The organism is Corynebacterium sp., from assembly GCF_030530965.1.
Classification (GTDB): domain Bacteria; phylum Actinomycetota; class Actinomycetes; order Mycobacteriales; family Mycobacteriaceae; genus Corynebacterium.
In genome coordinates this window covers 24,136-48,571 of sequence record NZ_JAUMTY010000013.1, presented here as the reverse complement: position 1 = coordinate 48,571, position 24,436 = coordinate 24,136, and the positions used below count along the sequence as shown (strand labels likewise).

20 protein-coding genes are annotated in these 24,436 nt (G+C 57.4%); 5 read left to right on the top strand and 15 right to left on the bottom strand.

Features of this window, described 5'->3' with window-relative positions; all coding sequences use genetic code 11:
* The 6 genes from Q3981_RS04245 to Q3981_RS04220 form a co-directional block, all read right to left on the bottom strand.
* Positions 1-1,069: hypothetical protein (locus Q3981_RS04245; RefSeq protein ID WP_303124235.1), on the bottom strand; the 1,069-nt coding region annotated here is incomplete at its 3' end.
* 98 nt (positions 1,070-1,167) lie between these two features.
* Entirely contained in the window at positions 1,168-1,902 is a 735-nt protein-coding gene (gene budA, locus Q3981_RS04240) for an acetolactate decarboxylase (protein WP_041629048.1), read from the bottom strand.
* A gap of 80 nt (positions 1,903-1,982) precedes the next feature.
* The gene (locus Q3981_RS04235; RefSeq protein WP_303124234.1) at positions 1,983-3,848 is read right to left on the bottom strand and encodes a phosphoenolpyruvate carboxykinase (GTP); all 1,866 of its coding nucleotides are present in this window, start codon (positions 3,846-3,848) and stop codon (positions 1,983-1,985) included.
* Between the two features lie 232 nt (positions 3,849-4,080).
* The gene (locus tag Q3981_RS04230) at positions 4,081-4,737 is read right to left on the bottom strand and encodes a DUF6802 family protein (RefSeq protein ID WP_303124233.1); all 657 of its coding nucleotides are present in this window, start codon (positions 4,735-4,737) and stop codon (positions 4,081-4,083) included.
* Positions 4,738-4,769: 32 nt separating this feature from the next.
* Positions 4,770-6,299: a hypothetical protein gene (locus Q3981_RS04225; protein WP_303124232.1), complete on the bottom strand. Its 1,530-nt coding sequence runs from the start codon at positions 6,297-6,299 to the stop codon at positions 4,770-4,772.
* Positions 6,296-6,502, bottom strand: a complete 207-nt coding sequence (locus Q3981_RS04220) for a hypothetical protein (protein WP_303124231.1) — start codon at positions 6,500-6,502, stop codon at positions 6,296-6,298. Before Q3981_RS04220 ends, Q3981_RS04225 begins: the two co-directional genes overlap by 4 nt.
* Before the next feature lie 265 nt (positions 6,503-6,767).
* Here Q3981_RS04220 and trmB point away from each other — a divergent pair, with 265 nt between their 5' ends.
* The 5 genes from trmB to Q3981_RS04195 all read left to right on the top strand — a co-directional run bounded on the left by trmB (position 6,768) and on the right by Q3981_RS04195 (position 11,603).
* Positions 6,768-7,520, top strand: coding sequence for a tRNA (guanosine(46)-N7)-methyltransferase TrmB (gene trmB, locus Q3981_RS04215; protein ID WP_303124230.1), 753 nt, complete (start codon positions 6,768-6,770; stop codon positions 7,518-7,520).
* Complete coding sequence (locus Q3981_RS04210) at positions 7,517-8,203, top strand: NYN domain-containing protein (protein WP_303124229.1); 687 nt, start codon at positions 7,517-7,519, stop codon at positions 8,201-8,203. The genes trmB and Q3981_RS04210 overlap by 4 nt, the downstream gene beginning before the upstream one ends.
* Positions 8,193-9,428, top strand: coding sequence for a YbhN family protein (locus tag Q3981_RS04205; protein ID WP_303124228.1), 1,236 nt, complete (start codon positions 8,193-8,195; stop codon positions 9,426-9,428). Before Q3981_RS04210 ends, Q3981_RS04205 begins: the two co-directional genes overlap by 11 nt.
* Before the next feature lie 78 nt (positions 9,429-9,506).
* Positions 9,507-10,028 (top strand): DUF3054 domain-containing protein, encoded by a 522-nt coding sequence (locus Q3981_RS04200; RefSeq protein ID WP_303124227.1) that lies wholly within the window; start codon positions 9,507-9,509, stop codon positions 10,026-10,028.
* Positions 10,029-10,100: 72 nt separating this feature from the next.
* A complete protein-coding gene (locus Q3981_RS04195) occupies positions 10,101-11,603 on the top strand; it encodes a peptide MFS transporter (protein ID WP_303124226.1) in 1,503 nt (500 codons plus the stop codon).
* Between the two features lie 133 nt (positions 11,604-11,736).
* Here Q3981_RS04195 and Q3981_RS04190 read toward each other — a convergent pair whose 3' ends face one another.
* The 9 genes from Q3981_RS04190 to Q3981_RS04150 all read right to left on the bottom strand — a co-directional run bounded on the left by Q3981_RS04190 (position 11,737) and on the right by Q3981_RS04150 (position 24,274).
* Complete coding sequence (locus tag Q3981_RS04190; RefSeq protein WP_303124225.1) at positions 11,737-13,170, bottom strand: hypothetical protein; 1,434 nt, start codon at positions 13,168-13,170, stop codon at positions 11,737-11,739.
* 667 nt (positions 13,171-13,837) lie between these two features.
* Entirely contained in the window at positions 13,838-14,785 is a 948-nt protein-coding gene (locus tag Q3981_RS04185; RefSeq protein WP_303124224.1) for a cutinase family protein, read from the bottom strand.
* A 24-nt stretch (positions 14,786-14,809) separates the two neighbouring features.
* Entirely contained in the window at positions 14,810-15,472 is a 663-nt protein-coding gene (locus Q3981_RS04180) for a hypothetical protein (RefSeq protein ID WP_303124223.1), read from the bottom strand.
* A 132-nt stretch (positions 15,473-15,604) separates the two neighbouring features.
* A complete protein-coding gene (locus tag Q3981_RS04175; RefSeq protein WP_303124222.1) occupies positions 15,605-17,641 on the bottom strand; it encodes an alpha/beta hydrolase-fold protein in 2,037 nt (678 codons plus the stop codon).
* A gap of 243 nt (positions 17,642-17,884) precedes the next feature.
* On the bottom strand, positions 17,885-19,048 hold the full coding sequence (locus Q3981_RS04170) for an alpha/beta hydrolase family protein (protein ID WP_303124221.1): 1,164 nt from the start codon (positions 19,046-19,048) through the stop codon (positions 17,885-17,887).
* Between the two features lie 306 nt (positions 19,049-19,354).
* Complete coding sequence (locus Q3981_RS04165) at positions 19,355-20,392, bottom strand: decaprenyl-phosphate phosphoribosyltransferase (RefSeq protein ID WP_046201940.1); 1,038 nt, start codon at positions 20,390-20,392, stop codon at positions 19,355-19,357.
* Between the two features lie 82 nt (positions 20,393-20,474).
* Positions 20,475-20,912 (bottom strand): phosphatase PAP2 family protein, encoded by a 438-nt coding sequence (locus Q3981_RS04160; RefSeq protein WP_303124237.1) that lies wholly within the window; start codon positions 20,910-20,912, stop codon positions 20,475-20,477.
* A 91-nt stretch (positions 20,913-21,003) separates the two neighbouring features.
* Complete coding sequence (locus Q3981_RS04155) at positions 21,004-23,073, bottom strand: glycosyltransferase (protein ID WP_303124220.1); 2,070 nt, start codon at positions 23,071-23,073, stop codon at positions 21,004-21,006.
* Positions 23,074-23,332: 259 nt separating this feature from the next.
* The gene (locus Q3981_RS04150) at positions 23,333-24,274 is read right to left on the bottom strand and encodes a S9 family peptidase (protein WP_303124219.1); all 942 of its coding nucleotides are present in this window, start codon (positions 24,272-24,274) and stop codon (positions 23,333-23,335) included.
* Positions 24,275-24,436 lie beyond the last annotated feature (162 nt).

Sequence of the window (24,436 nt, the reverse complement as noted above, 5' to 3'; positions counted from 1 at the left end):
CATCTGCCGCTGCCGACGACGTCGTCACGAATTCTTGAACGAGACGGCCACCACACAGACGGACCCGGCGCGGCATAGTGAGGCAATGAACCCACCCGTCGTCGGCCGTCGGCTGGTTATCCGCGTCCGGCAAACCGGCCCAAGCAATCATGATGGCATCATCGACGGCTGCGTCGTCGCCCGTCACCGGAGCGAGCCGGGCGGCATAGAATTCGTGGCCGAGGTCCAGCTCACTGGCCCCGCGTTCAACGTGGAATGTTGTCCCCTCAAGCCGGCCGACCCAATACACACACTGCGCTGAGCTGGCAAAATGGTGCGCATTCGGCGCGACACCCCGCATGCTGACCACGAGGACATCCTTGTCCTCCCCCGTTGCGCAATCACGCATACGAAGCAGGTTCGGGTACTCCCACGACGACGCCTCCGGGACAATATCGAATGTGTCGCCCTCCACGGCATCCGTCGTATCGAGGGTCAACTGGCCGTCGGCCGTCCATGACCGCAGATTATCCGAGTGATACAGGGTTAACGACGGCTCCTGTACTGAGCCCAGCACCATCCGCCAGCCCCCGAAGGGCGAATCGGGATCGCGGAACACGGACGGGCCACAGGCCCCGTCCGGGGAAGCGGCACTATCTAACAGGGGGTTATGGCTACTGGGGCGACACCACCCACCATGCCGGCCACTGGTGTCGAACAAAGCGGCCATATTGACCGACGTATCGCACCAGTCGGCAGAAAAATGAGCAGAGGCTGGGTCTTCGGCCGGCGTCGAGTTGTGGACGCGACGCCCTTCCCCTTGCGGCGCAACAATGCCCGTGTATACCAGGCGCACGGTGCCGTCGTCGTCACGAACCGCGCTGCCGGATAAACACCCGTCCCGGTCATAGTCGTGGTTGGGAACGAGCACGTCCGGGTGGAAGCGCCACTCGGATCGCAGCCGCGGGGTGTGCCCGTCGGGGGCCGGGGTCACTACGACGCTGGCGTGCCCCCAGCGGAGGCGTGAGTTTTGCACCGGGAAGCGCTGGTCATGGGCAAAAAACACATGGAGGCGCCCGTCATCTGTCACTACACCATGGGGTGCCATGAGCCTGCCACCCGCCGGCGTCACATGAAATCGCGGACGCCACGCCTCTACCACGTTCGCTCCTCGACGGGCCGTAGACACTAGTCTTTCACCTCAGTTGTGTGGAGTTTCTCGTCCAAGTCCTCCGGGGCGAGGTTCGCACGGGAGAAATCTTGCGTCAAGGGGAGCTTGAGCTCGAGGTCCGTCCCGGGGCATAGCTCAATGACGCCCTTTTCGAGCTCGAAGTCCAAGACGTGGCCGCCGCTGGTGCGATCGTCGTCAATGAAGTGCACGTGGCAGCCCGGAACCGAAATCCCTTTTTCATAAATGGGGGTGCGGAAGCCAGCGATGACGCCCGATACGTCGTTAAATACCTGGGCGGCGTCCTCCTCGGTCACCTTGTGCATGGGCCGATACGGGCGCTCTTGGCGGACGACTGTGCGGGTTCGCACTTCGGTGAATTTTCCGCGGATACGCAGGGCATACATGTAGTTTTCCGACGGTGTCATGCTGTCGATGAACGACGACAAGTCCGCCCGGCTGATGTGTGATGGCGCTTCGCGGACGATGCGGGGCACGAAGTTCGTTGCCACCGCGTAGGGTGTCCGCTGCTCGAGTTCCGCGGGGCGGGCTGTTCCGTCGTGTTTCAACTGGTAACAGACCCCGTCGATAATGACCATCTCCCCATCGAGGGCATCGAAGGTCCCCAACCCGAAGTTACCTTTACCCAGTAACTCGCCGATGGTCATTTCTCCGTCGTAAATACCATCCAACAAAGCAGTCATTAGAGAGTTCTGGAAGATGGTGTGCCGTACTACTGGATGATCATGACTCATGACCAGCAATATTACACGCATAGAGCGCACACCAGAGATGATGTGCGCCCTTGGCGTGCTTCCTTTGGAAGAGGAAGGTTTTACTTCGTCTTCATGTCATCCAGGGCCTTGTTGCCATCCTTATTGGCTGTCTTAATCCTGGTCTTAAGGAAGTCGAACTCGTCCCAGATTTCCTGCGGAACCTTCGGGCCCAAGCTCTTCAACCAATCCTCGGTATCGGAGAGATCCATCTGCCACTTATCCGCAGGTGCGGTCAGCGCAGCTTTAACATCCTTCGGATCCGTGTCGAGACCGTCGATATCGATGTCCTTCGAGTAGGCGGTGTATCCGACCACTGTCTTCTTGGCATCGACGCGGCCCTCGATGCGATCCACAATCCACTTGAGGACACGGCTGTTTTCGCCGAAGCCGGGCCAGAGGAAGCGACCGTCGTCGCCACGGCGGAACCAGTTGACCAGGAAGACCTTGGGGAGTTTGTCTCCACCCTTCTTGCCGATGTCCAGCCAGTGCTGGAGGTAATCGCCCACATTGTAGCCGATGAACGGCAGCATGGCCATCGGGTCGTAGCGGAGAGTACCAACCTTCGCCTCAGCAGCGGCGGCGGTTTGGCCGGAGGCCAGCGTGGCGCCAATGAAGGTGGCGTGCTGCCAGTCGATAGCTTCGGTCACCAGCGGGACAGTGTCGGGGCGACGTCCACCGAACAGGATCGCGTCGACCGGCACACCCTTCGGATCGTTGAACTCGGGCGCGGCGACCGGGCACTGCTCGATCGGCACGCAGTACCTGGAGTTCGGGTGCGAGGACAAGCAGTCCTCGTCGGGTGTCCAATCCTTGCCCTTCCAGTCGATCAAGTGGTCTGGCTCGTTTTCGAGGCCTTCCCACCAGACGTCGCCATCGTCGGTCAGCGCAACGTTGGTGAAGATGTTGTTCCCCGGTTCCATTGTCTTCATGGCGTTCGGGTTGGACTTGTAGTTGGTTCCGGGGGCGACGCCGAAGAAGCCGTTTTCTGGGTTGACGGCGTAGAGCCGACCGTCGTCGCCAAAGTGCAGCCATGCGATGTCGTCGCCAATGACCTCGGCCTTCCAGCCGGGGATGGTCGGTTGAATCATCGCAAGGTTGGTCTTACCGCACTGGGACGGGAAGGCGGCGCAAATGTGGTAGGCCTTGCCCTCGGGCGAGATCAGCTTCAGGATCAGCATGTGCTCTGCCATCCAGCCTTCGTCCTTGGCCATGACAGATGCGATGCGGAGGGCGTAGCACTTCTTCGCCAAGATGGCGTTGCCGCCGTAGCCGGAGCCGTAGGACCAGATCACTCGGTCCTCAGGGAACTGCGTAATGTACTTCGTCTCGTTGCAGGGCCACTTGACGTCTTCTTGACCTGGCTCCAGTGGGGCACCTACCGAGTGCAGGCCCTTCACGAAGGGGCCGTCACCGATCTTGTCGAGGGCTTCCTTGCCCATGCGGGTCATAATGCGCATCGACATCACGACATAGCCGGAGTCGGTGAGCTCGATCCCCAGCTTGGGGTCGGGGTCGGTAATCGGGCCCATGCAGAACGGGACCACGTACATGGTCCGGCCCTTCATCGATCCCTTAAAGTGCTCGCTCATTTCGGCGCGCATTTCGTCCGGGTCGCGCCAGTTGTTCGTCGGGCCTGCGCCATCTTCGGTCTTCGAGCAGATGAACGTCCGGGATTCAACGCGAGCAACGTCGGCGGGATCTGATGAGGCTAAGTACGAATTGGGGCGCTTCTCCTCATTTAGCTTGATGAGGGTCCCCTTTTCGACGAGGTCTTTTGCGATGGCTTCCCACTCTTCATCTGAGCCGTCGCAGAAAACGACCTTATCCGGCTGACACAGTTCAGCGCACTCCGCGATCCAATTGAGCATGTCTTGGTTTGTCGTAGGGGCATTACCTTCGAGCCCCGGGATCGTAGGTGCTGACATAGGATTTTCTCCTCACATCGATGTACAGTGCCGGTCGCCCACGCGGTCTGTTCGCGTTCCCGGCTTCTGGTACCACTGTAACCGGAAGTAGGGGGAAAAAGAGGCTCTTTACCCCAATTCGTGTAGCGACGGATTTCACATTTTGGGGGGTATTTTTCGCCCGTTTAATCACCGCTGTTTTCGCGGTTCGGTTTACGTGTTTTCTTGGACATTTCCGGCACTCACACCGGCATCAATCCCAGCTACCGCGCTCGATGCATTCCCACCGGCCCCGAGTCCAGGTGTCTAAACACTGCTTTGATCTGGACGATCCCTTGTCACCTGTCACTAACCCATGATCGCGGGTTGTTCCGTCACGTGAAGAATCCTCATCCCCACCCGGTGTGCTGTGACTCTTCTCACTGTGACTAGTGAGGTGGGTGACAGCCCCACCCAATGAATGTACTTGATAAGAAATTTCATTGCTGGAGCTGCGAGGCCCGCGTGCCGACGATCCTCCCCCAAGATCGTGTTCCTGAGCAGCACGCCCCTCATCCATTTCACCACCGGAACTCATCGCCCACGAGGCATATCCCCCATCAAACCGGACGGTCGTCACCCGGTCGACCATGCCATCGCCATCGGAGTCGGTGTACACCGTCAAGCCATCATCGTCAGAAAGCGTCACCGAGTCACTGGTTCCGTCGCCATCAGCATCAAGCCGGGCATCCCCAAGGTCATAGAAGCTTCCCTCGAGCGACAACGTCAGCCCCGATACCCCCGGCGGGCCCGTTTCACAGTCCGTCAAGCCACAGAGCGCCGACGCCGACGGGGGCCCGACCGTCGAGTGGCCACCCCACCAGTCCCCCAACATCTCGTCGTCGTCAAATAAGAAAAATGCATCCGACATGTCCGTCGCCTCTCGCTACTTATCGGATGACGTCAATTGCCGACCGGCCGCGGAACACCTGGTCGTGAAACACCCGACCGTGGAGCGCCCTGCCGGAGAGAATCCGACCGCGGAGCACCAGCACGTGAAGCGCCAGGTCGCGACGACGACGCCATTTCCATATGAGCAAGAGCCTCCTGCAACGCCACTGTTCTCAAACCCCCTGAACGCAGGCGTTTCACTCGTTTTTCCTCCGCATGACTGGTCACCCGACGTGCGTGATCAATCCACTGATCACGTGCTAATGCCAGCGCATCCGCGCCGCCCACCCGTCGAAAATTATTCTGAAGCTGTTGGTGACGCATATAACTGACCACAATCGCACAGAACAAGCCGAACGCAATCCCCAGACTGATCGAGACACCAAACGCGGTCCCCACCAGGGGCATCACCACCATCCGAGCCACCCCGAGACCAAGGCTGATCCCAACAGAAATGATCAGGATCCGTTCCGTCACGCTCGCTTCCGGGGGATCAAAAGGCACATCTATATATGGAATCGGTTCAGTACCGGCGGGTCGATCATCATTCAGCTGATCCGTGGCGGCATCAATAATCTCGGGCAATTCTTTCGGGTCAAGACACGATCGCCAAGCCGACGATGCCGACCGATAGGCATCCTGAACAGCGCGATCCATCATCGCCCGGCAATTCTGATTCGTGACAGCCATACTGTCCCGGCGCTGTTTTTCCTCCGTATGCAACCAATTTCTCAAGGTGCTCGAGGGAAGCAGCACACGTGGCGAAACGTTGTACGTGAGTTTCTTCTCAGGAACGCGGACGACACCAATATCAGAGAGAACAGCCGTCGTCGCGGAACTCGGCGTCGGCGTCGATACCCCCGATGACGGAACCGGCAACGTGTAATACTCTTCCACGTCGTCGGTGACATCATCAGTGGCCTCAGTGGCCGGGGCGTGATCAGAATTATCCGTACTGCGAACTACATCACTGTTGCCGGGATTGCTCGCTCTATCACTTCTGCCTGGATTGTCCGCCGTCGACGATGCCACGAGTTCTTGCGCGTACCGGTGGCATACCGTCATTAACTCATAATCGGAATAACAAATCGGGATGCCTTCCCAGTCACGTGGCAACTGCTTGCCATCACCGGGGAAGAACAGGGCACCCGCCGAACCTGCGGAAAGCGCTCCATCAGGCGTCGAGAGAATCACAACGTGATCCACGGCACGACGAACAGCCTCAAGAATGCGCTGATCCTTATCGGGAATAATCGTGTGCGCGGCGGGCGGCACCACGGCCACAACAACATCAGGTTGCACCTCGGGGCCAGCAGCGATAGCGACCTCCCATGTCACATTCTCGGGGTCACCGGGGAAACCACCACGTACGGCAGCTTCCACCACACCAGCTACTCGAGGGAGCGCCGCCACGTCCGGCCCGATAATGCTGACGACGAAATGTCGTTCTCCCCCATCGTGTCTTCTATCAATCGGCCCGACGCCATCCGATTCGGGAACACCCGTCCACGATGTTTGTTGAGGAACCGCAGGCGCGCTCACGCAGCATCACCCACCTGACCGTCGATAATCTCTTGTATTCGATCACGCATCGCGGGATCTACCGCAGCACTCTGCTCCAATGCGGTCGAGACCTCCGATGGGGAGTTCACATGAGTTACAGCGTGGTCGAAAAAGCGTCGGGCCTCGCTATTGCTATGCGGATACGACATTTGAATAAAACGGATGAGCGACGAGACCGACATCTCCGGCTGCATATTGTCCCCCTGATTAATGAGTGATTAATGTGCCGCGCCCATCCCCTGGCGCAGCATAATGCTCAATTGTGTGCGCCCATATTATGACCAGGATCCACACGGCGATCAACCCTAATGAGAAAAATTCCCCACATAATCCCCACGCAATCCTCAGATAATTCAGAGCAACTCCCCAGAAAAAGTGGTCATGATGCCCGAAACACAGTCGGCGAAAGATTGATTAAAGGTAGGCCTCCCTGGCAAAATAAGCCCGATGTCCACGAATCTTGAAGGCCCAATTGGTGAGCTCCCCCACGGTCGGCCCCCGCAAACCGTCGTCAATGATGGTCGCGATTACCCCCGACTAGGAACCGTGAGCTTCCGACGAGGAACACTGACCCCCCGTCAGCAAGAACTGTGGGACGATAAATGGCCAACCTACGGCCGCGTCCTCGATGACGCTGTTATCGATACTGACAGCTGGTTCGGACGGTCCGCCCCCACCATTCTCGAAATCGGGTCGGGGACGGGAACGTCGACAGTAGCTATGGCCTCCCGCGAACCCGACTTCAATGTCATCGCGGTTGACCTCTATAAACCTGGGCTCGCGAAACTGCTCGGCGCCTTCATCCGGGAAGACCTCACCAATATCAGAATGGTTCGTGGCGATGGCGTGGAAGTCCTCCATCGCATGATTGCACCCGAGTCGCTATTAGGGGTGCGAATCTTTTTCCCCGACCCCTGGCCCAAAGCTCGCCATCACAAACGTCGCATCATACAGTCAGGAACGCTGCATTTGATTGCCTCCCGGCTCAAACCCGGTGGGGTACTCCACGTCGCCACCGATCACGCCGGCTATGCCGAGTGGATCGACGAACGCGTCGACGTGGAACCACTCCTTGAGTACAAGGGCTGGCCGTGGGATGAGTCCCCGATCCTGACCGACCGGCAGCTCACCACGAAATTCGAAAACCGTGGGCTTAGCATGGATCACACAATCAGGGAATACTTGTGGAGGCGGAAGTGACCAACCACGCAAACACCACATCCCGGGGCCATTCATATTCAGCAGTACCCGACGAAACCCCGTCGGCACTGCTTATTTGGGATGCACCCAATATTGACATGGGTCTCGGATCGATTCTCGGTGGACGACCAAGCTCTGCCTACCGCCCACGCTTCGACTCGCTGGGACAATGGCTGATCAACGAGGCAGACCAGCTCAGCACTTCCCGCAACGAGCAGATCGAACCGGAAGCCACGGTGTTCACCAACATCATTCCGGGGTCCGCAGACTCAATCCGCCCGTGGATTGACGCGCTCCGCAATCTCGGGTTCGCGGTGTTTGCCAAACCCAAGCTTTTCGACGACACCGACGTCGACCCGGACATGCTGGCGCATATCAACCGTCGGTATGACGAGGGTGTGCTGCGCTCGGTGTATGTCGCGAGTGCTGACGGCAGAAATTTTCAACCCCGGCTGGAAGAGCTGGCCGCCGGGGGTATCGACGTTGCCGTGCTGGGGTTTTATGAACACGCCACCTGGGCGGTGATGAGCGAGGCGATACGATTCGTCGACCTCGAAGACATCCCGGATATCTTCACCACGCCGCTGCCGCGGGTGAACCTCGACCGCCTCCCCGATGACGGCGCGTGGCTGCAACCGTACCGCTCCCTCCGTTCCGTGAAATCGTCTCATCATGACAGCTAGTCGTGAGGGAGCTGAGGCCATGACTATCGAAGCGGGAACCCCCGGACGGAAAGCCGAAGTCAGTGGGCATGTAGGAGACACCGCTGAAGATACAGTGCTTGCCGACGCGCAGTCAGCCGCGGAGACCACCGTCGCCCCCAAGGAACAAGCATCGCGCAGATCCCGCACCGCCGGAAGCGTCAGAGTTCAGCCTCTCCCCTGGTGGCGGCGAGCGCTTTCCCTGATGCGTCACCCTCTTGTCCGGTTAGTGTTCTTCCTTGCTGTGGTCGTCGCCCTCACGATGATCGGCCGGGGAAGTATCGACTTCGTGTCGGAGGGGCTGGGCTACATCGGGTCGGCCAACACCACGTGGATCATCGTCGGGATCGCGTTCATCGGCGTATCCATCCTGGCCATGGGCGAACTCATGTACGTCCTTTTACGCAGCGCTGGGGTTCCCTGCAAGCGGTCCAGTGTCTACGCCCTCACCCTGACCTCGAACTCCGTGTCCGCCACCTTCCCCGGTGGTCCAGCCATTTCATTAGCGATGATTTTCCGTGAGCAGCATAAATGGGGAGCGTCCTCAGTGATCGCCAGCTGGTACATGGTGATCTCCGGTGTGATCGCGTCGGGAGTGCTTGCCCTCTATGGCCTCACCGCGTTTTATTTCTTGGGCGCCAAGGTGAACCCGTGGACGCTCGTGATCTCTCTCACCGCGGTCGTCGTCGTGTTACTTGTTGTGAAGTGGCTGGCGGCGCACCTCTCTCACGTCGAACGCGTCGTCGTCAAGATCCTTCGCAAGGTCAACCATTACCGGGGCAAGCCTCTCAACACGGGAATCGACAAAGCGCGCGAGAGCATCAAGACCCTCAGCAGTGTTGACCTGCCGTTACCGAAGCTCGCATTGGCGGCCGTGTGGTCGGCCGTGAACTGGGGGGCCGATTGCCTCTGCCTCCTCGTTTGCCTGTGGGCAGTCGGGGCGCACCCGAATGTGGCGTCGGTTGTTCTCGCGTTCGTGACCGCCAAGATTGTGGGAACTGCGCAGGTCACGCCGGGTGGGTTGGGGCCCGTTGAGGCGACGATCGTGGGCACCCTCGTCGCCACCGGTATGACGTCGGCAACCGCGCTTGCTGCCACCATTATTTTCAGAATGATTTCATTCATTCTCCTGGCCGCGGTGGGGTGGGTTATTTTCCTCATTCAATATGCGGGCCCGAAACGCGCGATGATGTTGGGGCGGTCCTGAGGAATAGCAGGTCAACCTCATACAGCACGGACAATACGAATAACACATCAACGATACTGACAACATAGGCGCTACATCATGGCGCACGACCAAGAATTGGAGTTCATCATGTCACAGTCCGCACCTCACGGATCCGAGACTGCCGAGGACCGCGCACCAGGCACGCATGTGAGCTACGTGCAGGCAGCTGTGATGGACATCATCGCAGTTCTGCTCTTCGCACTGCTTGCGCGCATCGCCCACAATTCACCGGAATTGCCGTTCAGTTGGGGCGGTGTGCTCGCTACTGCCTGGCCATTCCTCCTCGGCGCGGCCGCCGGATTCGGTGTCATGGCCATTCTCCGCCGCCCTGCCGGCGCCGTGGTCCCGTTCGGTATCGCTGTGTGGATTCCTGCCGTCATTGTGGGCCTCACGATTTGGGGCTTCCACCACAGCAAATTCCCGCACTGGTCATTCATCATCGTGGCGACGGTCACGTCGGCGATTTTTATCCTCGGGTGGAGGGGCCTTACTCGGCTCTCTGCGTCACGCGCGCACAAGCGGCGTGAGCGTCGGCAAGCTCTTATCGATGCCGAAGAAAAACGCAAAGCCGATAAGTAACAGACAAGTAAAACATGAATAAATGACCCCCGCTATGCATGGCGAGAAATAGCGGAGTGATTCAATAGTTGTATGTCACATACCGACCAGGCCCCAGGATCCACCGGATCCGGCCTCGCTGAACGCGGCGAAACCACCTCCAAAACATTCTTCGGCCACCCTTGGGGGTTGGCGAACCTCTTCGGCGTAGAGATGTGGGAGCGCTTCAGCTTCTACGGGCTGCAAGGCCTTGTTCTCTTCTACCTGTATCACAGCACCGACGACGGCGGACTGGGTATGTCCGAAAGCCTGGCGACGTCGATCGTCGGTGCTTATGGCGGTGCGGTGTTCCTCGCTTCAATCGGTGGCGCGTGGATTTCTGACCGTGTCCTGGGGGCGGAAAAGACACTGTTTTATTCGGCAGTGCTCATCATGTTGGGGCATATGTCGCTCGCCCTCCTGCCCGGCTTCACTGGTCTGATTATTGGTCTTGTCCTGGTTGCCGTGGGATCAGGTGCTCTGAAAACGGCGAACTCCGCGATGGTGGGAACCTTGTACAAAGAGGGCGACCCCAAACGCGATGGCGGATTTTCGTTGTTCTACATGGGCGTGAACATCGGGGCGTTGATTGGCCCGCTGGTGACTGGCGCGTTGTGGAAGCAGATGGGGTTCCACTGGGGCTTCGGTGCAGCTGCGGTTGGTATGGCGTTGGGGCTTATTCAGTACATTCTCATGCGGAAGACCACGTTGCAGAATGCTGGCGCCAAGGCACCGAATCCTTTGCGGCCTGATGAACGCGTGAAGTCGTGGGGCGGGGTCATCGCGTTGACGGTCATCATTGTGGGGCTCGCTTTGCTCTTCCCCACTTCTCAATTGTCGACGTATGTTGCGGTCATTGCGATTGTCGCCGCTATTTATTTCTGGCAGGAAATGTACCGTTCTTCATTGGTGAATCGGACGGAACGCCATCGTTTGCTGGGTTTTATTCCGATGTTCCTGGCTGCGTGCGTGTTTTGGTCGATTTATCAGCAGCAGTTCACGATGGTGGCAATGTATGCGGATAAGAAGCTGAACTTGAGTTGGGGTTTCATGGATACTCCGGCCTCGTGGGTTCAGTCGATTAACCCGATCTTCATTATTCTTTTAGCGCCGCTCTTCACGATTTTGTGGGATCGTCTTGGTACACGTCAGCCGTCTACTCCGGTGAAGTTTGGTGTGTCGGCCATTATGTTGGGGCTTGGTCTGGTTCCGTTCCTCTTCTTCGTGAGCTACGCCGACCATTCGACGCCCTACTACATGATTGTTGTGGTGCTTTTCCTCTTCACCGTGTCAGAGCTGTTGCTATCTCCGGTCGGGTTGTCGATGTCGACGAAGCTTGCCCCGCGTGCGTATCCGGCACGGATGGTGGCGATGTGGAATCTGACCTCCGCTGTGGGTACGGCTTTAGCAGGTACACTGGCCGGCTTCTACAATCCGGAGTCCGCACATGATTCCACGATCTATTTCGTAACAATGATCTGCGTGTGCGTGGTGATCGGAGCCATCATTCTGGCGGTATCGAAGCCCATTGTGAAGCTCTTCGATGGTGTGAAATAGGTGTATCGCCACCGCGGCAGTGTCCGCCCACATGGTGTCGTGGTAGTCCACTGCCTAACGGTGGCGTCCAAGGGCCTTCATCCTCTTGGTGCTAGATCCTCTGTGTTCTAGAACCCCTTTGTTCTGGCAGTTCTTACACTGACAGGTTGAGATTTACACCGAGGGAGGCCTGCGCATTAATGCTGACCCCCAGCTGACCCTGTGGCGCTGACGCACACGGCTTCTTTTCCGGCGCTGGCTTCTGGCATGGGTCCTGCTTCACCTGCTGCTGAACAGGGCAGTTCCCTTGCACATTAGGGACATTACCGCTGTTAATGGCTGCCGAAACGTTGCCGGCAATTGACAGACCAGCATTGATCAGGTTTGACGCGTTAGCGTTAACCGCTGCTGCAGCATTGGCCTTGACCGTTGCTGCGGCGTTGGCAATGTGCTGATTCACTGTTTCCTGAGCGGCCCGAATGTCTTTCTCGGTGATGACATTCCTCTGGGCAATGGGCGTGCCCTTCTCTACCGTCCGCGACACGTTCTGGATGGGTGTGCCCATTTCAATCGGGGTGCCCTTCTGGATCGGGGTGCCCTTCTCTACCAGGGCAGACACCTGGGTACTACGGTTCTGCTCAATAATGCGCTTTTGCATGCTCGTACGCTGCTGTTCAACAGATTGTTCAGCAGTCGTGGATGAGATGCTGCCCTTGACGCCCCACACAATTCCTGACTTACCAATGCCACTGATTGCGACAGCGGATTCATTCGTCGTGCTTCCATCTGCCTTCCATGCGTGGCGGGCCGACGCGGCGATGCGCTGAGTATCTTTCTGCTGGATTGCGCCACGATCCGGTGGGCATGAGCAATCGGCGCTCTTAGCCAGAGAAGCTCCCGGCGCGGCGATATGGCTAGCAATCCGGTTCTTGTAGTCCATGGCGAGTTTCGCTACCGCAGTCACGCCGATTGCGCTTTCGTTAGAGGCAGCTTCCGACTTAGCTCCGGCTTTAGACACTCCAACAGAGCACGGGCCGACGCCGATGCGTTGCGCGTGGTCATTACGAACACCGCGAGCGCTATCTCCCGCGACAAGGTCTTTCCCACTGATCTCTTTCTGCGATAACTGCCGGTTAACCTGGACAGTGTGCGCGTCGTTACGTGTCTGCTGATCAATCTGTACGGCAGCACGCTGAGGTGCAGTAGCTTTCGGGAGAGTTGCGGTGGATTGTGGCGTCATCCGCGGGATCTGCTTTTGCTGTACGCGGATCCCCTGAGCGATGGACTGTTGTGTGCCTCCGCGTTCGGACGCTGAGATGACCGTTTGCGATTGTTTGGGTATTGCCTGCGCGGGTTTTGCCACCTGCTGATTCATCGTTTGCTGTGGCTTAACGGATACCGATTGCGGTTCGACAAATCCTCCGGCGAATGCAGCGGGAGCTGCTGCGGTGATGCCTACACACGCAATGCCCAAGCTCATTGCTGGAACAGCGAAGGATGCGCGGTCCCCGATGCGCGTTTCACTATCCCTGTGCTTTCCGCGATATCCCCGATGAGTTGCCCGCGAAGAGATTTGGTTATCCCCCATTGTATGTAATTCCCCTTTATGTCCTGGTGGCACGGGTTGGATCCCCCAGCCCAAAGCGTGAAATGCTTGAGGCTCTGAGCTACACCATGCCCACCGTCATATGCTTATGAGCCTTGAGGTGACAATGCATCCTCTTTGTGTCCAGTGATGACCTGCGATCCCCTCACAGGCATGTCTGGAATGACTCAGGACTTCCATGTCCTATCCATAAAATACATGGCTGTTGTGCCAAAGAAAAGAACGGTCGGCATCTTCTTTCCGTTTTACGGGAAGATTGTTGGGTGATAGTGAGCACAGTTCTAAGGAAACTAACAGCTTCACTCGATGGAACCACCAGAGAATGTCCGTAGATTCACTCTTGTCAGTGGCTGACGGAGACCACAACAGGATTCTCAGTTTTCTACCGACGCAGGGTGCCACGAGTGCACAGCGTCACACCACCTGTACACCGCTAGCCACTGAAAAACGGACTCAGGCTTTATGCCGAAGCTACTAGGAAAGAAGGGTGATCTATAGGACTCTGAGGGAGCAATGGGACAGAGAAGCCCGCACCTGCTGGGGAGCAAGGTGCGGGTTTTTCATATCCGCTTCATGTCAGAGGGCACGGAATCTACGCGACCCTATCCGACGCGGCGCGATTTACGCGGCGCGGCCTACGCAGCGTGGACTATGTGTTGTTGTTAATGAGCCCTTGAGCCCACTGAAGCATCCACGCGATAGACGTCGTGCCCTCGATAACGTTCGGGTTCGTGCCGTATTGAATATGCAGCGAGTTACCCGTGAACAGCGCGTCCACGTTCTCTGGCTCAACCTTCAAGCTAGTAGGCATATCGCACACGGCATCTCCCGGTGCGCAAATCTCATTGACGCGGTCGTTTAGATCGCCCATTCCTCCAGATCGCGGACCACGGGGAGTAAACCCAGGTACCACATTGCCCAGCACCGCTGCGAAGGGTTGCAAGGCAATTTCGGATCCGACGCCTTTCGGTTGAGCCCCGACCGTTTGTCCTTCGCCGGTCATCCGACGTGGATCAGCAAGTGCGGTGACTCCCGCGACGGTGTCGCTCGGCACGACACCACGGTTATTTCCTATGTCACTCGCAATATCGCCCGCTATGGCCGCTCCCTGGGAGAACCCCATGATGACGAACTTCGTCGCAGGGCAATGATCGTGGGTTGCGGATAATTCCGCGTTGACGATGCGGACTCCCTCGTTAACCGAGTCCGCGTAATTCATCTGGTCCAACGTCGCCAGAGTTTTCATCTGAGCAGGGTAATTTGCTGTCCAGACCTTCACAGACGATGAATCATTATTCTGCGTCAAAGGCCCTGTAACGCCCTGGAGCAATGCATTGGGAAATTGTGTCGGATGAAGGGGATCGTCACTCGTCGAGGACTCTCCCGTTCCAGGCACGGCAATAACCTCGACGGACGGACAATCTGAGGGTTGCTCCGGTTTGCCGGGACCTTCACCATTGTTCGACGGACCTCCAGGGCCTTGGCCTTGCGACCCCATCCACTGCGCTATTCCGACGGCGATTGCTCCCAGAAGAATGAGAACACCAACGATGACCAGTAGTTTGCGAAATACTGATCGAGACCCTTTCTGCGCCATAGCAACAGGTTACATGTCGAGGGTCTAGTCACCACACAAGTCGCTGTCGGCAGACTCAGTAATCGCGCGTTCCACCTGGTCCAAGGGCTGGTCCGTGAGCTTTTGCTCAATCAGCTGACCTGCCATCGCTCTGACCGAAAAACTCTCCTCCCCGTCAGCCTTCGCTTGGCAGTATTCCATAGCGGACGCAATCACTTGATCGGCCGCGGAGCCATCAACGTTGATCTTGTCCTTTTGAATCGTCGACAAGAATTTCTTTTCTTCGTCCGTGCGCTGGCCACGATTCGGTGCCGGAACGCGCGACACTTCAACCGGGGTTTCATCGTCCTTGGCATCAGGATTATCACCGACGCCGTTATTGGAATCCGCCGATTTTTTAGAGCTTGCCGACGACGAACTCGCGGATGACTTTGTCGAACTGCTCGATGAACTGGATGACCGAGCTTGAGTGGTCGTGGCGGAATCGGAATCGTCTTGCGTGGCTGTGGAGCCATCACCACACGCTGCGAGAGCACCCGCGCCCAGCACCGATGCTAAAGCTAGGGCAGCACCCCGCGTGACTGAAGAGCGACGGTTCCAGGCTTGACAGTTCCGACGACGAGGGGAAGCCAACGGCTGGTCTGCCTCGTGGCCTTCAGCGTCATCAGCAGCATTCGAGCTCATTGTGAATCCACCGCGTGAAGTCATGCGTGTGTCCTTCCCATCGTTCCCATCGTCGCTGTTATCTCGACACTGTTATTTCGTCGCTGTCCTCGCGCCATCATAGTGACGGATGGCCCGAGCGTTCACGATCATCATTACCCGGATCCTTACCCGGATTTACGGTTCCTGAACCTGACCGTTGATCTCTTTAATAGTGCCGTGCTGGAAATCAATGGTCAGACCGCCGGCTGGGATATTTGTCATGTCTGAGGTCGGGAACCCGTACTTCCCACCTTGGGCACCGCTCTTATCCCAGGCGTCGAAAATCCCGCCTTTCATAATGACGTGGGCGCCGGTATCCGGGGACCAGTAAATATAGCCCTTGTCGAATTCGGTGAACGCTCCACCGTCGACGGGTACTTCGTCGGTCTTTGCGAAGCCGAGTTTGTCTGCTCCACCAACGTCTTTGAACTTCTTGGCAATCTCACCTTGCACATAATGCGCTGTTCCATCTTTTGCCCTCGTCACGAGGCCGTTTTGGAACTCTTGGACCGCGCCTCCCGCCACTGACTTCTCATCAGCCGTGGGGTAACCCAGCTTTCCGGTTTCGTAGCCCGTTGTTCCCCAGGCGTCGAACATCTCCGGCTTCAAAGCGTGAGGTCCGGTCTCAGCGTTCCAATAGATGGATCCGTGCTCAAACGTCACGAAGCGGCCTTTGCCATCGGGAGAGGTGATCTCTTCACTCGTCGGGTAGCCCAGGAATGACTTGGGTCCGCCCATCTCGGCATAATGAGCGCCGATAGGGCCCCACAGGTTATGCGCTCCTGTCGACGGGCTCCAGAACGTGCGTCCATTCCGGAAATCCTGGATCTTTCCTCCGTTGGCGCCGTCGTACTCGTCGGAAGTACACCCGCCAAGCTTGTCCTGGTCTTTCAGTGCGGCGCTGGCAATTTCACCCATGGGGACGCAGTTCGCGCCGCGATCGTTCTGGGACAGACCAAGAGCGTCCGCCATGTACGGCCAGGACTTGCCCAGTTCGAATTGCCAATACGGCCAGGTGTGTGTTCCAGAATTCCGGAACGCCGTCGTGACATTGATACCCGCGCGCTTGGCGTGGCTCACGAACGTTTCCGACGTCATCCGAGCTAATGCTTCTTGCCCGAACGTGAGCCCCTTCTTCGGAAGCCCTGGTAGGACCTGGCTCTCGTCGTCATAGGATCCGGCTGCTCCCGATCCCGCGGAAACATAAACACCGGTGTTCTTCAACTTGCTGACGTTGAGCTTCGGGTCGTGCTCTTTCCAGCCTTCAGACCCATACTGCCCCCACATGTTCTCAGCATTGAAAGGAGACACTGTCTTCATAACAAGACCGATCCCCTCGCTCATCCCCGGAGAACTCGTGTCCAGATAACCCGAGTAGGAGCCGACGAAGTTGAACATGTCCGGATGCCGTTCGGCAAGGTTCATGGCACCGGTCGCACCGGCCGACATGCCGAAGACGGCGGTCTTGTCATTAGCCCGCCAACCTTCCTTGAGAATCGGGGGAAGTTCCTGGGTGAGGAAGGACTCCCACTTATAGAGCACGCCGCTATCTTCATTCAGCCAGTCGGTATAGAACGAGGCGAGGCCCCCCACCGGCAACACGACGTTGACATTGCGGTCCGCGAATTGCTGAACAATATTCGTCCCCGCAGTCCACCCGTTCTCAATTTGGTTGGGGACGATACCGTCGAGCCCAAGAACCGTCGGGAATGTTTTATCCGGCTGGGAGTACCAATCCCGGGCGAGAAGAATCTCAACCTTAATGGGATTTCCAGGCATCGCCTCGGAGTTGATATACAGCGCCACCCGTCGGTCAGTTAACCAATCGACGTGGTCAACGGATACCCCATCGGGGAGGTTATCGAGCTGTTGTTGCTCTGTGCGCATCGGAAGCGGCTCAGAAGGAATACTGAGAGGGAACGCATTCTTGGCGGCTTCTCGTTGAACTGAATCAGGAACATCGGCATGCTCTGCCGGAGCGGCCCCTTCCCCGTTCTCAGAACCTTGTGGAGCAGCGCTTTCAGAAGCACTTGGGGTCTGGCTCTCTGCGGGGGCGTCCTCGGCTCTCGCGCCAGTGTGAATAGCCGCTGCACCAAGCATGACAACAAAACCTGTTGCAGCGATCGTGGTGGGCCACGTCCGACGATGGGAGAGCTTCGAAGAGGCGCGCATACCTGTAGTTCCTTAGTTCTGTGCCGGTAGACATTTTCTTCCGACATCATTATTACCGTGTTATACGCATGTTACCTATGCGACGCGCGGATAACGGTGTTGTTTATGTGATTTTTTACCAGCACTTCGCTTGACGACGGGTGAAAACACATAAGACGCAGGCACCCTAACCGGTACCTGCGTCTTATGAAGGAATATTTACGTTATTATCCCAGGCCCCCTCTGTGGTGGCTCAGTAGTGACCTACTGGTCCTGGTGGCTGTTATCAACCGCGCGCTGGACGTCACCACCGGTAGCAGCTGCGTCATTCTGAGCGGCGGGAGAAACATCTTCGCCACGAACTCCCGGAACAGTAGCAGACCGTGAGCCCGGATCACCTGTCAGCGGCTTATCTCCCTCAGGAACACCCTGACCAGCGGCACTCTGGGTTGCCTGCAAGATACGGGGACGAACCTTGATCAGCTCTTCACGCCAGTTGGTCCAGTTGTGAACACCAGCCAATGGGTAATCAATGGTCGGGTTAATACCCTGCGCACGGAGAGCACCTTCAAACTGGGTGGTGGTCACACGCGAGACAGCTTCCATACCCATCACGGAAACGGAGTAGACAGGGTTAGCGAAGAAGTCATCCTGCGGGTTCCACCAGCCGGTCGCCGCAGAAATGTACACGTCGGTGTTGCGGTATGCGGCCGCGTTCTTCGTCGGATCGTTCTGACGGATGCGGTCACCGGTCCACATCTGGTCGATGCGGTACCCGCCATTTCCGAGCATCGCGCCGGCAATGCCCATGCGCATGATCGGATTCGAGGTAGCTAAGTATCCCGAGAAGGACGAAACCTGACGGAACTGGTTCGGGTGATGAGCAGCCAAGTTCATCGCGCCAGTGCCACCCATCGACATTCCGGCAACCGCGTTGTTGGTCGGTGAAACGCCGAAGTTAGCCTGGAGATACGCCGGAAGCTCAGAGCTTAAGAACGTGTCCCACTTGTAGGTTTGGGTGCCATCAGCTGATGTAGAGGGCTTCTCCCAATCCGTGTAGAAGGAAGCTTTACCACCCAGGGGAAAGACCTTCGTGATGTTGTCGTCAACGAAAATGTTTTGAGCGTGAGCCCAGTCAATCCAGCCACTGCTGTTCGTGGGGCCGGCGAATCCGCCCAAGATGTAGAGGCCGGCATTGCCGTTACCATTGGCTGCCTGAATTTGGACCGGAATGTCCTTGTTCATGGCGTTCGAGTGGACTGTGCACTTCTGCACCCAGTAGGCGGCAGCATCCCATGTACAGCCCGGCCGTAGAGTGTCTCGGCTCCCCTCCGCATGAGCTTTATTTGAGCTCAGGGCAGTGGTCACGCCGAGCATGAGCGCAATGGCGCTCACCAGCACGGCCACCATAAGCCAGGGCCTACGCATAGCTCCCACACGTCGCGAGAAGCTCATCATAAAATTTTCCTCTTTCCTCAAGAGCCTGGGAAGTTCCCTATCTCACTCATCCACGGCACGAACGCGGTCGGTCCTTCAGTAGCCGTCCATCCACCCCGAGGCAGATCCTCACAATCGGCCAGCGCACCGGGAATGAGTAATCACCGATCACACTCGGTGGAACGATGACACACAATAGTAATCGAATAATACTCTGTCCACGTTACTTCGTGATTTTCACCGGGTTACGACGGTTCACACGCCACGACCGACGAGCCACACTCGAGAAGTCTCAGCCTAGAAGGACGGCGCCACGTACACCGCAATGAAAATAGCGATAGCCCAGAGGAGCCCCAGCAGCTGAAGTACGTGGTCACGCAGGGCTAATTCATCTGGCGCACCCCCATCACCACGATCGACGTCGGCTGCGTATCGCAAAATAGCGACCGTAAACGGCACCATCGAAATCTCGTACCACAGGGCAGACGCGGAACTATCTTTCTGGCCCATCTCAAAACCCCACAGGGCGTAGGTCAGCACGACCGCCGTCGCGGACAAGGTCCATACAAAGCGCAAATAAGTCGGGGTATATCCCTCCAGGGACTTACGAATTTTCGCCCCCGATTTAGCTGCCAGCAGAATTTCCGAATACCGCTTGCCAGCAGCCATGAACAGGGAACCGAATGCAGCGACCAAGAGGAACCACTGTGAGAGGTCGATCCCCGCAGCGACGCCACCACCCATTGCGCGCAAAAGGAATCCCGAGGACACCAACGCGATATCAATCACGGGCTGGTGTTTCCATCCGAAGCAGTATCCCAACTGCAGGATGATGTAGACACCGATCACTGTTGCCAAAGCCCAGGCGGACGTCGATAAGAAAGAGACAGCTAATGCAGCGAGAATGAGCACAACGGCCATTCCGTAAGCCACTCCCACCGGGAGCACACCCGCGGCAATAGGGCGGTACCGCTTCGTCGGGTGAGCGCGGTCAGCTTCAACATCGCGGGCGTCGTTAATTAAGTAAATCGACGATGCCGCGCAGCAGAAGGCAACGAACGCAATGAAGACGTCCACAGCGACGCGACCGGTAAACATATCCGAACCGGCCGCCGCAGGAGCGGCCACCACCAAGACATTCTTCACCCACTGCTTGGGGCGGATGGCCTTGAACATCGCCTCTGGCAGGTTCTTGGGTGCCCGCATTTTCGCGGAGGCTTTATCGTCCGCGTTTTTAGGGGCCTCGGGGTAGAGACCTCGGGTATGAGGCTCGGACCCAATTAGCGCACCATTGGATTCATTACTGGGATACGGATCGTGTTCATTACCCGCCATCGTGTCTTTATAACTCCTCTGTGGTGACATTCGCAGTCGCCATCAATCGCACTACCCTGTCAACGCTATCGACCGCACTAGCCTACTGGTGCGTCACAGCCCGATGAATAGCTTCCGCTGATACTCCTCCTAAGAGGGCCCCGGCTGCAACATCTGTTGGGTAATGCACGCCGACTGTCATTCGCGACAGCATCATAAGCGGAATCACTGTCAAAGGCACGCGCGAGCCGGTGATCCGTGAGAGCTCAATCATCGCGGCCGTCGTCGACGTCGCATGTGACGAGGGAAAACTCAGCTTCGATGGAGTTTTCACCCCGATCCGCACACGCGGTCCATGGGGCCTGGGACGACGAACAATACGCTTGAGAATCACAGATGCGGCGTGGCTCCCAAACGCTGCCCCGGTCAATATTCCCCACTGGGTTCGACGTTTTTCATCCGCGATCATTCCGACGACGCCCAATGCCAACCAGGCGGCGGCATGTTCACCCGCGTGGCTCAGTCCCCTGGCCAGAGGCATAACGCCCGGCTTATCCGCAATAGCGCCCTGAATGAATTCAAGCACCCGGGTTTCGTCGAAGGGATCCCCTTTGTGTCGATCCCCTTTTTGTTTAGCGTTCAAAGATCGTGCTCCATCCCTCGCGGCTGGTCAGCCTTGGGTGAGCCTTGCGATACAGCTGACGCATCTCCGGGAAGCGATCGTAAATTTCCTTCTGCAGACGCATCGACTCACGGGCCAACTTCACGGCCTTGGCGCGGTTACGCTTACGGAACACAACTCCGCGACCGTCGGCCGTCGTCACCGTAGCTCCGTCGACACGCGACAAGGAGAACCAGCGAGCCTCGATCGGCGGAAGGTTAACGTCGGGAACCTCGGGGTCACCATCGCTGGGCGAGAACTGCTTCTTCACAGCCTTCGACAGCGTGGACACCTTAGCTAGGGGGTTAAGCGGGATCTTTGTGAGATTCTTCGGCCCACCCTTAGCAGGCGGAACCGCCGACGCTGAAGGCAACACGACCGCATCCGGATACTCTTTGCGCAACTCGTTGATACGCGGGAGCGCGGTGTCGAGGATATCAAAGAGCTGGTCAGGGCCACGCAAGAAGTCCTTGATGGCTTCGTTCTGGATAGCGACCGTCGAGTACTCGAGGCACATGAGGTGCTTCGTCGTCGCCTTGGCCATTGACTGCAGCATGCCCAAAATGGAGCCGTCCTGCTCGATAGCAGCGACGATCAAACGGTTGCGCAGGTGGAAATACGCCTGCCAGTCAATGGCGTCATCCTTATCGGACCAGGCCATATGCCAGATCGCGATACCCGGCCATGATGCCGTCGGGAAGCCCGCATGCCCGGCGCGGAGTCCATATTCACCATCGTCCCACTTGATAAACAACGGCAGTGGCTGGCCGATGGTCTCTGCGACGACGCGCGGGATCATGCACATCCACCAGCCGTTATAGTCGACGTCGATACGACGGTGAAGGTCGCGCGAGGTAATGACATCGCCATTGGCGTTCCGCCCATGATCTTTACGGTCGCGCAGCGGGTACTGATAAAAGTCGTGGTCGTAGTGGACGTGGGGGGCCGAGGTCCACATGAACGAATGCCGATCAATGACCTCGCCCATGCTGTGCAAGTGGCTACGCTCTTGCAGGTTCAACATCTGGCCACCGACCAACATGGGCTGGCGCGCGTACCGGGCAACCTGGAGTGCGCGAAGAATGGAGTCAGGTTCGATGGCGATGTCATCGTCCATATAAAGGATGAACGGAGCTTTGGTGGCTCGCTGTTTGCGCTCCTCGTCAGAGCCCACACCGCCCAGGGCCTCATACATAATGCGGGAGTAACCGCCCGATCCGCCCAGGTTGCCCTGGCGGAACTCGTGGAAACGGTCACCAAAGTGCTCGACGGCGTCATCGAAGCCCGGCTCATCGGCAGGGTGCTTCGTTCCCTGGTCGGGCATCAAAACAGCGTCGATAACGGCGTCGACTTCTGGGTCAGAAGCGATGGCTTCTAAAGCGGCGACGGCGTCGGCGGGACGGTTGAAAGTCGGAATACCCACCGTCACGGATTTATCCTGCGGGCCGATCGTCGACCCGTCGGGCAGCGTTTGAGGACCAGGCTGTTCTGGCGCGTACCACCCGGCGGCCAACAACGTGACATCCGTTTCGCAGGTCAGGTCGAACCAGATCCAGCCGCCATCTTCGAAGCGGTCCAGAGGGATCTCAAATTCCAGCGTCGATACAGTCGACTCCGCCGATGACGGCTCGCCGTCGATGGTGTCCTGCGTGCTCTCTTCGGCCGTGGTGGCGTGAATGTCATCGGCCAGTACGTCGGTCATCTTGCCTTCGACAGCAATGCGGGATCCGTCGATTTTTGACCGGTAGACGTCGGCACGCGCATCGCCCTGCAGCTCGAGCTTCAAGACGACGGATTTCAGCTGAGTCCAGCGTCGCCAATAGGAAGCCGGGAAGCCGTTGAAGTAGGTTTCGAAGCTGACCTCGGCGCCCGCCGGGAATGTTGCCTCGGTGCGGCTGTGGAGCACAGCGCGCGACTTGTTCGCCTTCGATTCGATCATGTACAACGATCGAACATCGTGCGGCTCCCCCCTGCGAGGCAGAATAACGCGCTGAAGGCGCTCCACAGCTCGACTTTTAGCCTGACTCCCGGCCTGGCTCATACTCGCTAACCCTTTCATTTCACTTCTGTCAACACACTGAGCCTACCGCAGCTCACCAGCGCGACGAGGTTCCCCAATGGCATGACACCAGCACAATGGTCCAGCACTACAGCACTTGCTCACTGGACTTACGACGCTGACCTCCGGCACATCCTCGACGCAAACACCATGCCTAGAGTACTGGCTGGGTCCGCGCAGAGCTATTTCACGTCGGAGTTAGTGAAGAATGAGGAGGACAAGCCCGCGCTGTGCGGACCGGTTAATCGAAGTACTTGTCGTAGTAGTCGCCTAGTTTATCGACGTACTTCTTCGCTTGGCCGGGGTCTGAATACAGACCGTGGCCGGAACGAGGGAAGACGAAATAGTCGTAGGGGACGTGGTTATTATCAAGAGCGCTTAACAAACGATCATGGACCTTAAAAGGAACAATTTTGTCTTTCTTTCCGTATGCCATCAGCATGGGAACGGAATTAGCGGAAACGTAATGATAGGGAGAAACACGTTCCGCAAGGTCGTGATAAGAACCATCCTCCATATCGTGATCGGTGAGCTGCACGCCCGTCAGTTCAGTTAAGAACTTCTTTTTATCTTTCCCATAGCCTTTAATATCACCATTCGAGTCAGCCCAGTCTTCCGGCTGGAAGCTCGCTGGCCCGACTTCCTGAAACACAAATTTCAAGGGAACGGGACTGTCCTTCCCATCGCGGAAGGCATACATCATCGCGAGGGTACCGCCAGCAGATTCCCCCGTGATGGCCATTTGATTCACCGGATATCCGTGTTGCTTGGCTTGTGCAACCACAGGGTTCACACTGTTCTTGATCTCCGTGTACATTTTGTCCAAGTTTGATGGATGGTCATCGGTGTTGGTTGTGTAGTTCACGGATGCCGACACATACCCTCGGGTTGCTGCGTCCTTTGCCGAGGCAGCGTCTTTTTTATCGCCGCTGACAAACCCTCCCCCATGGATCCAGACCACTAGAGGGAACTGAGAGGCATTTTTATCCTTGGGCAGGTATAAGTCGAAGTTGTTCTGGACCCCATCGCCATATTTAAGGTCCTTCACCACTGAATATGAATCTGGATTATTTTTAAACGTTCTACTCAACACATCAATACGCGTACAAAAGTAATAGGCGGTCACGGCAGCTACGACAACAACAATAAACACATAGAGAATACCCCAGGCGACTTTCTTCACTATCGGCCTCCTAGCATATTATCCAGATAAAGCCTGAACCCGAGATAAATCAGAAGGCCGAGTACTACTCCGATAATCACACACAAAATAATCCGGGTAATCCGGTATGACAACACTTGTTTAACCCGACCCATACCGTCCCTCTTCCTCTACGCTTGGCCC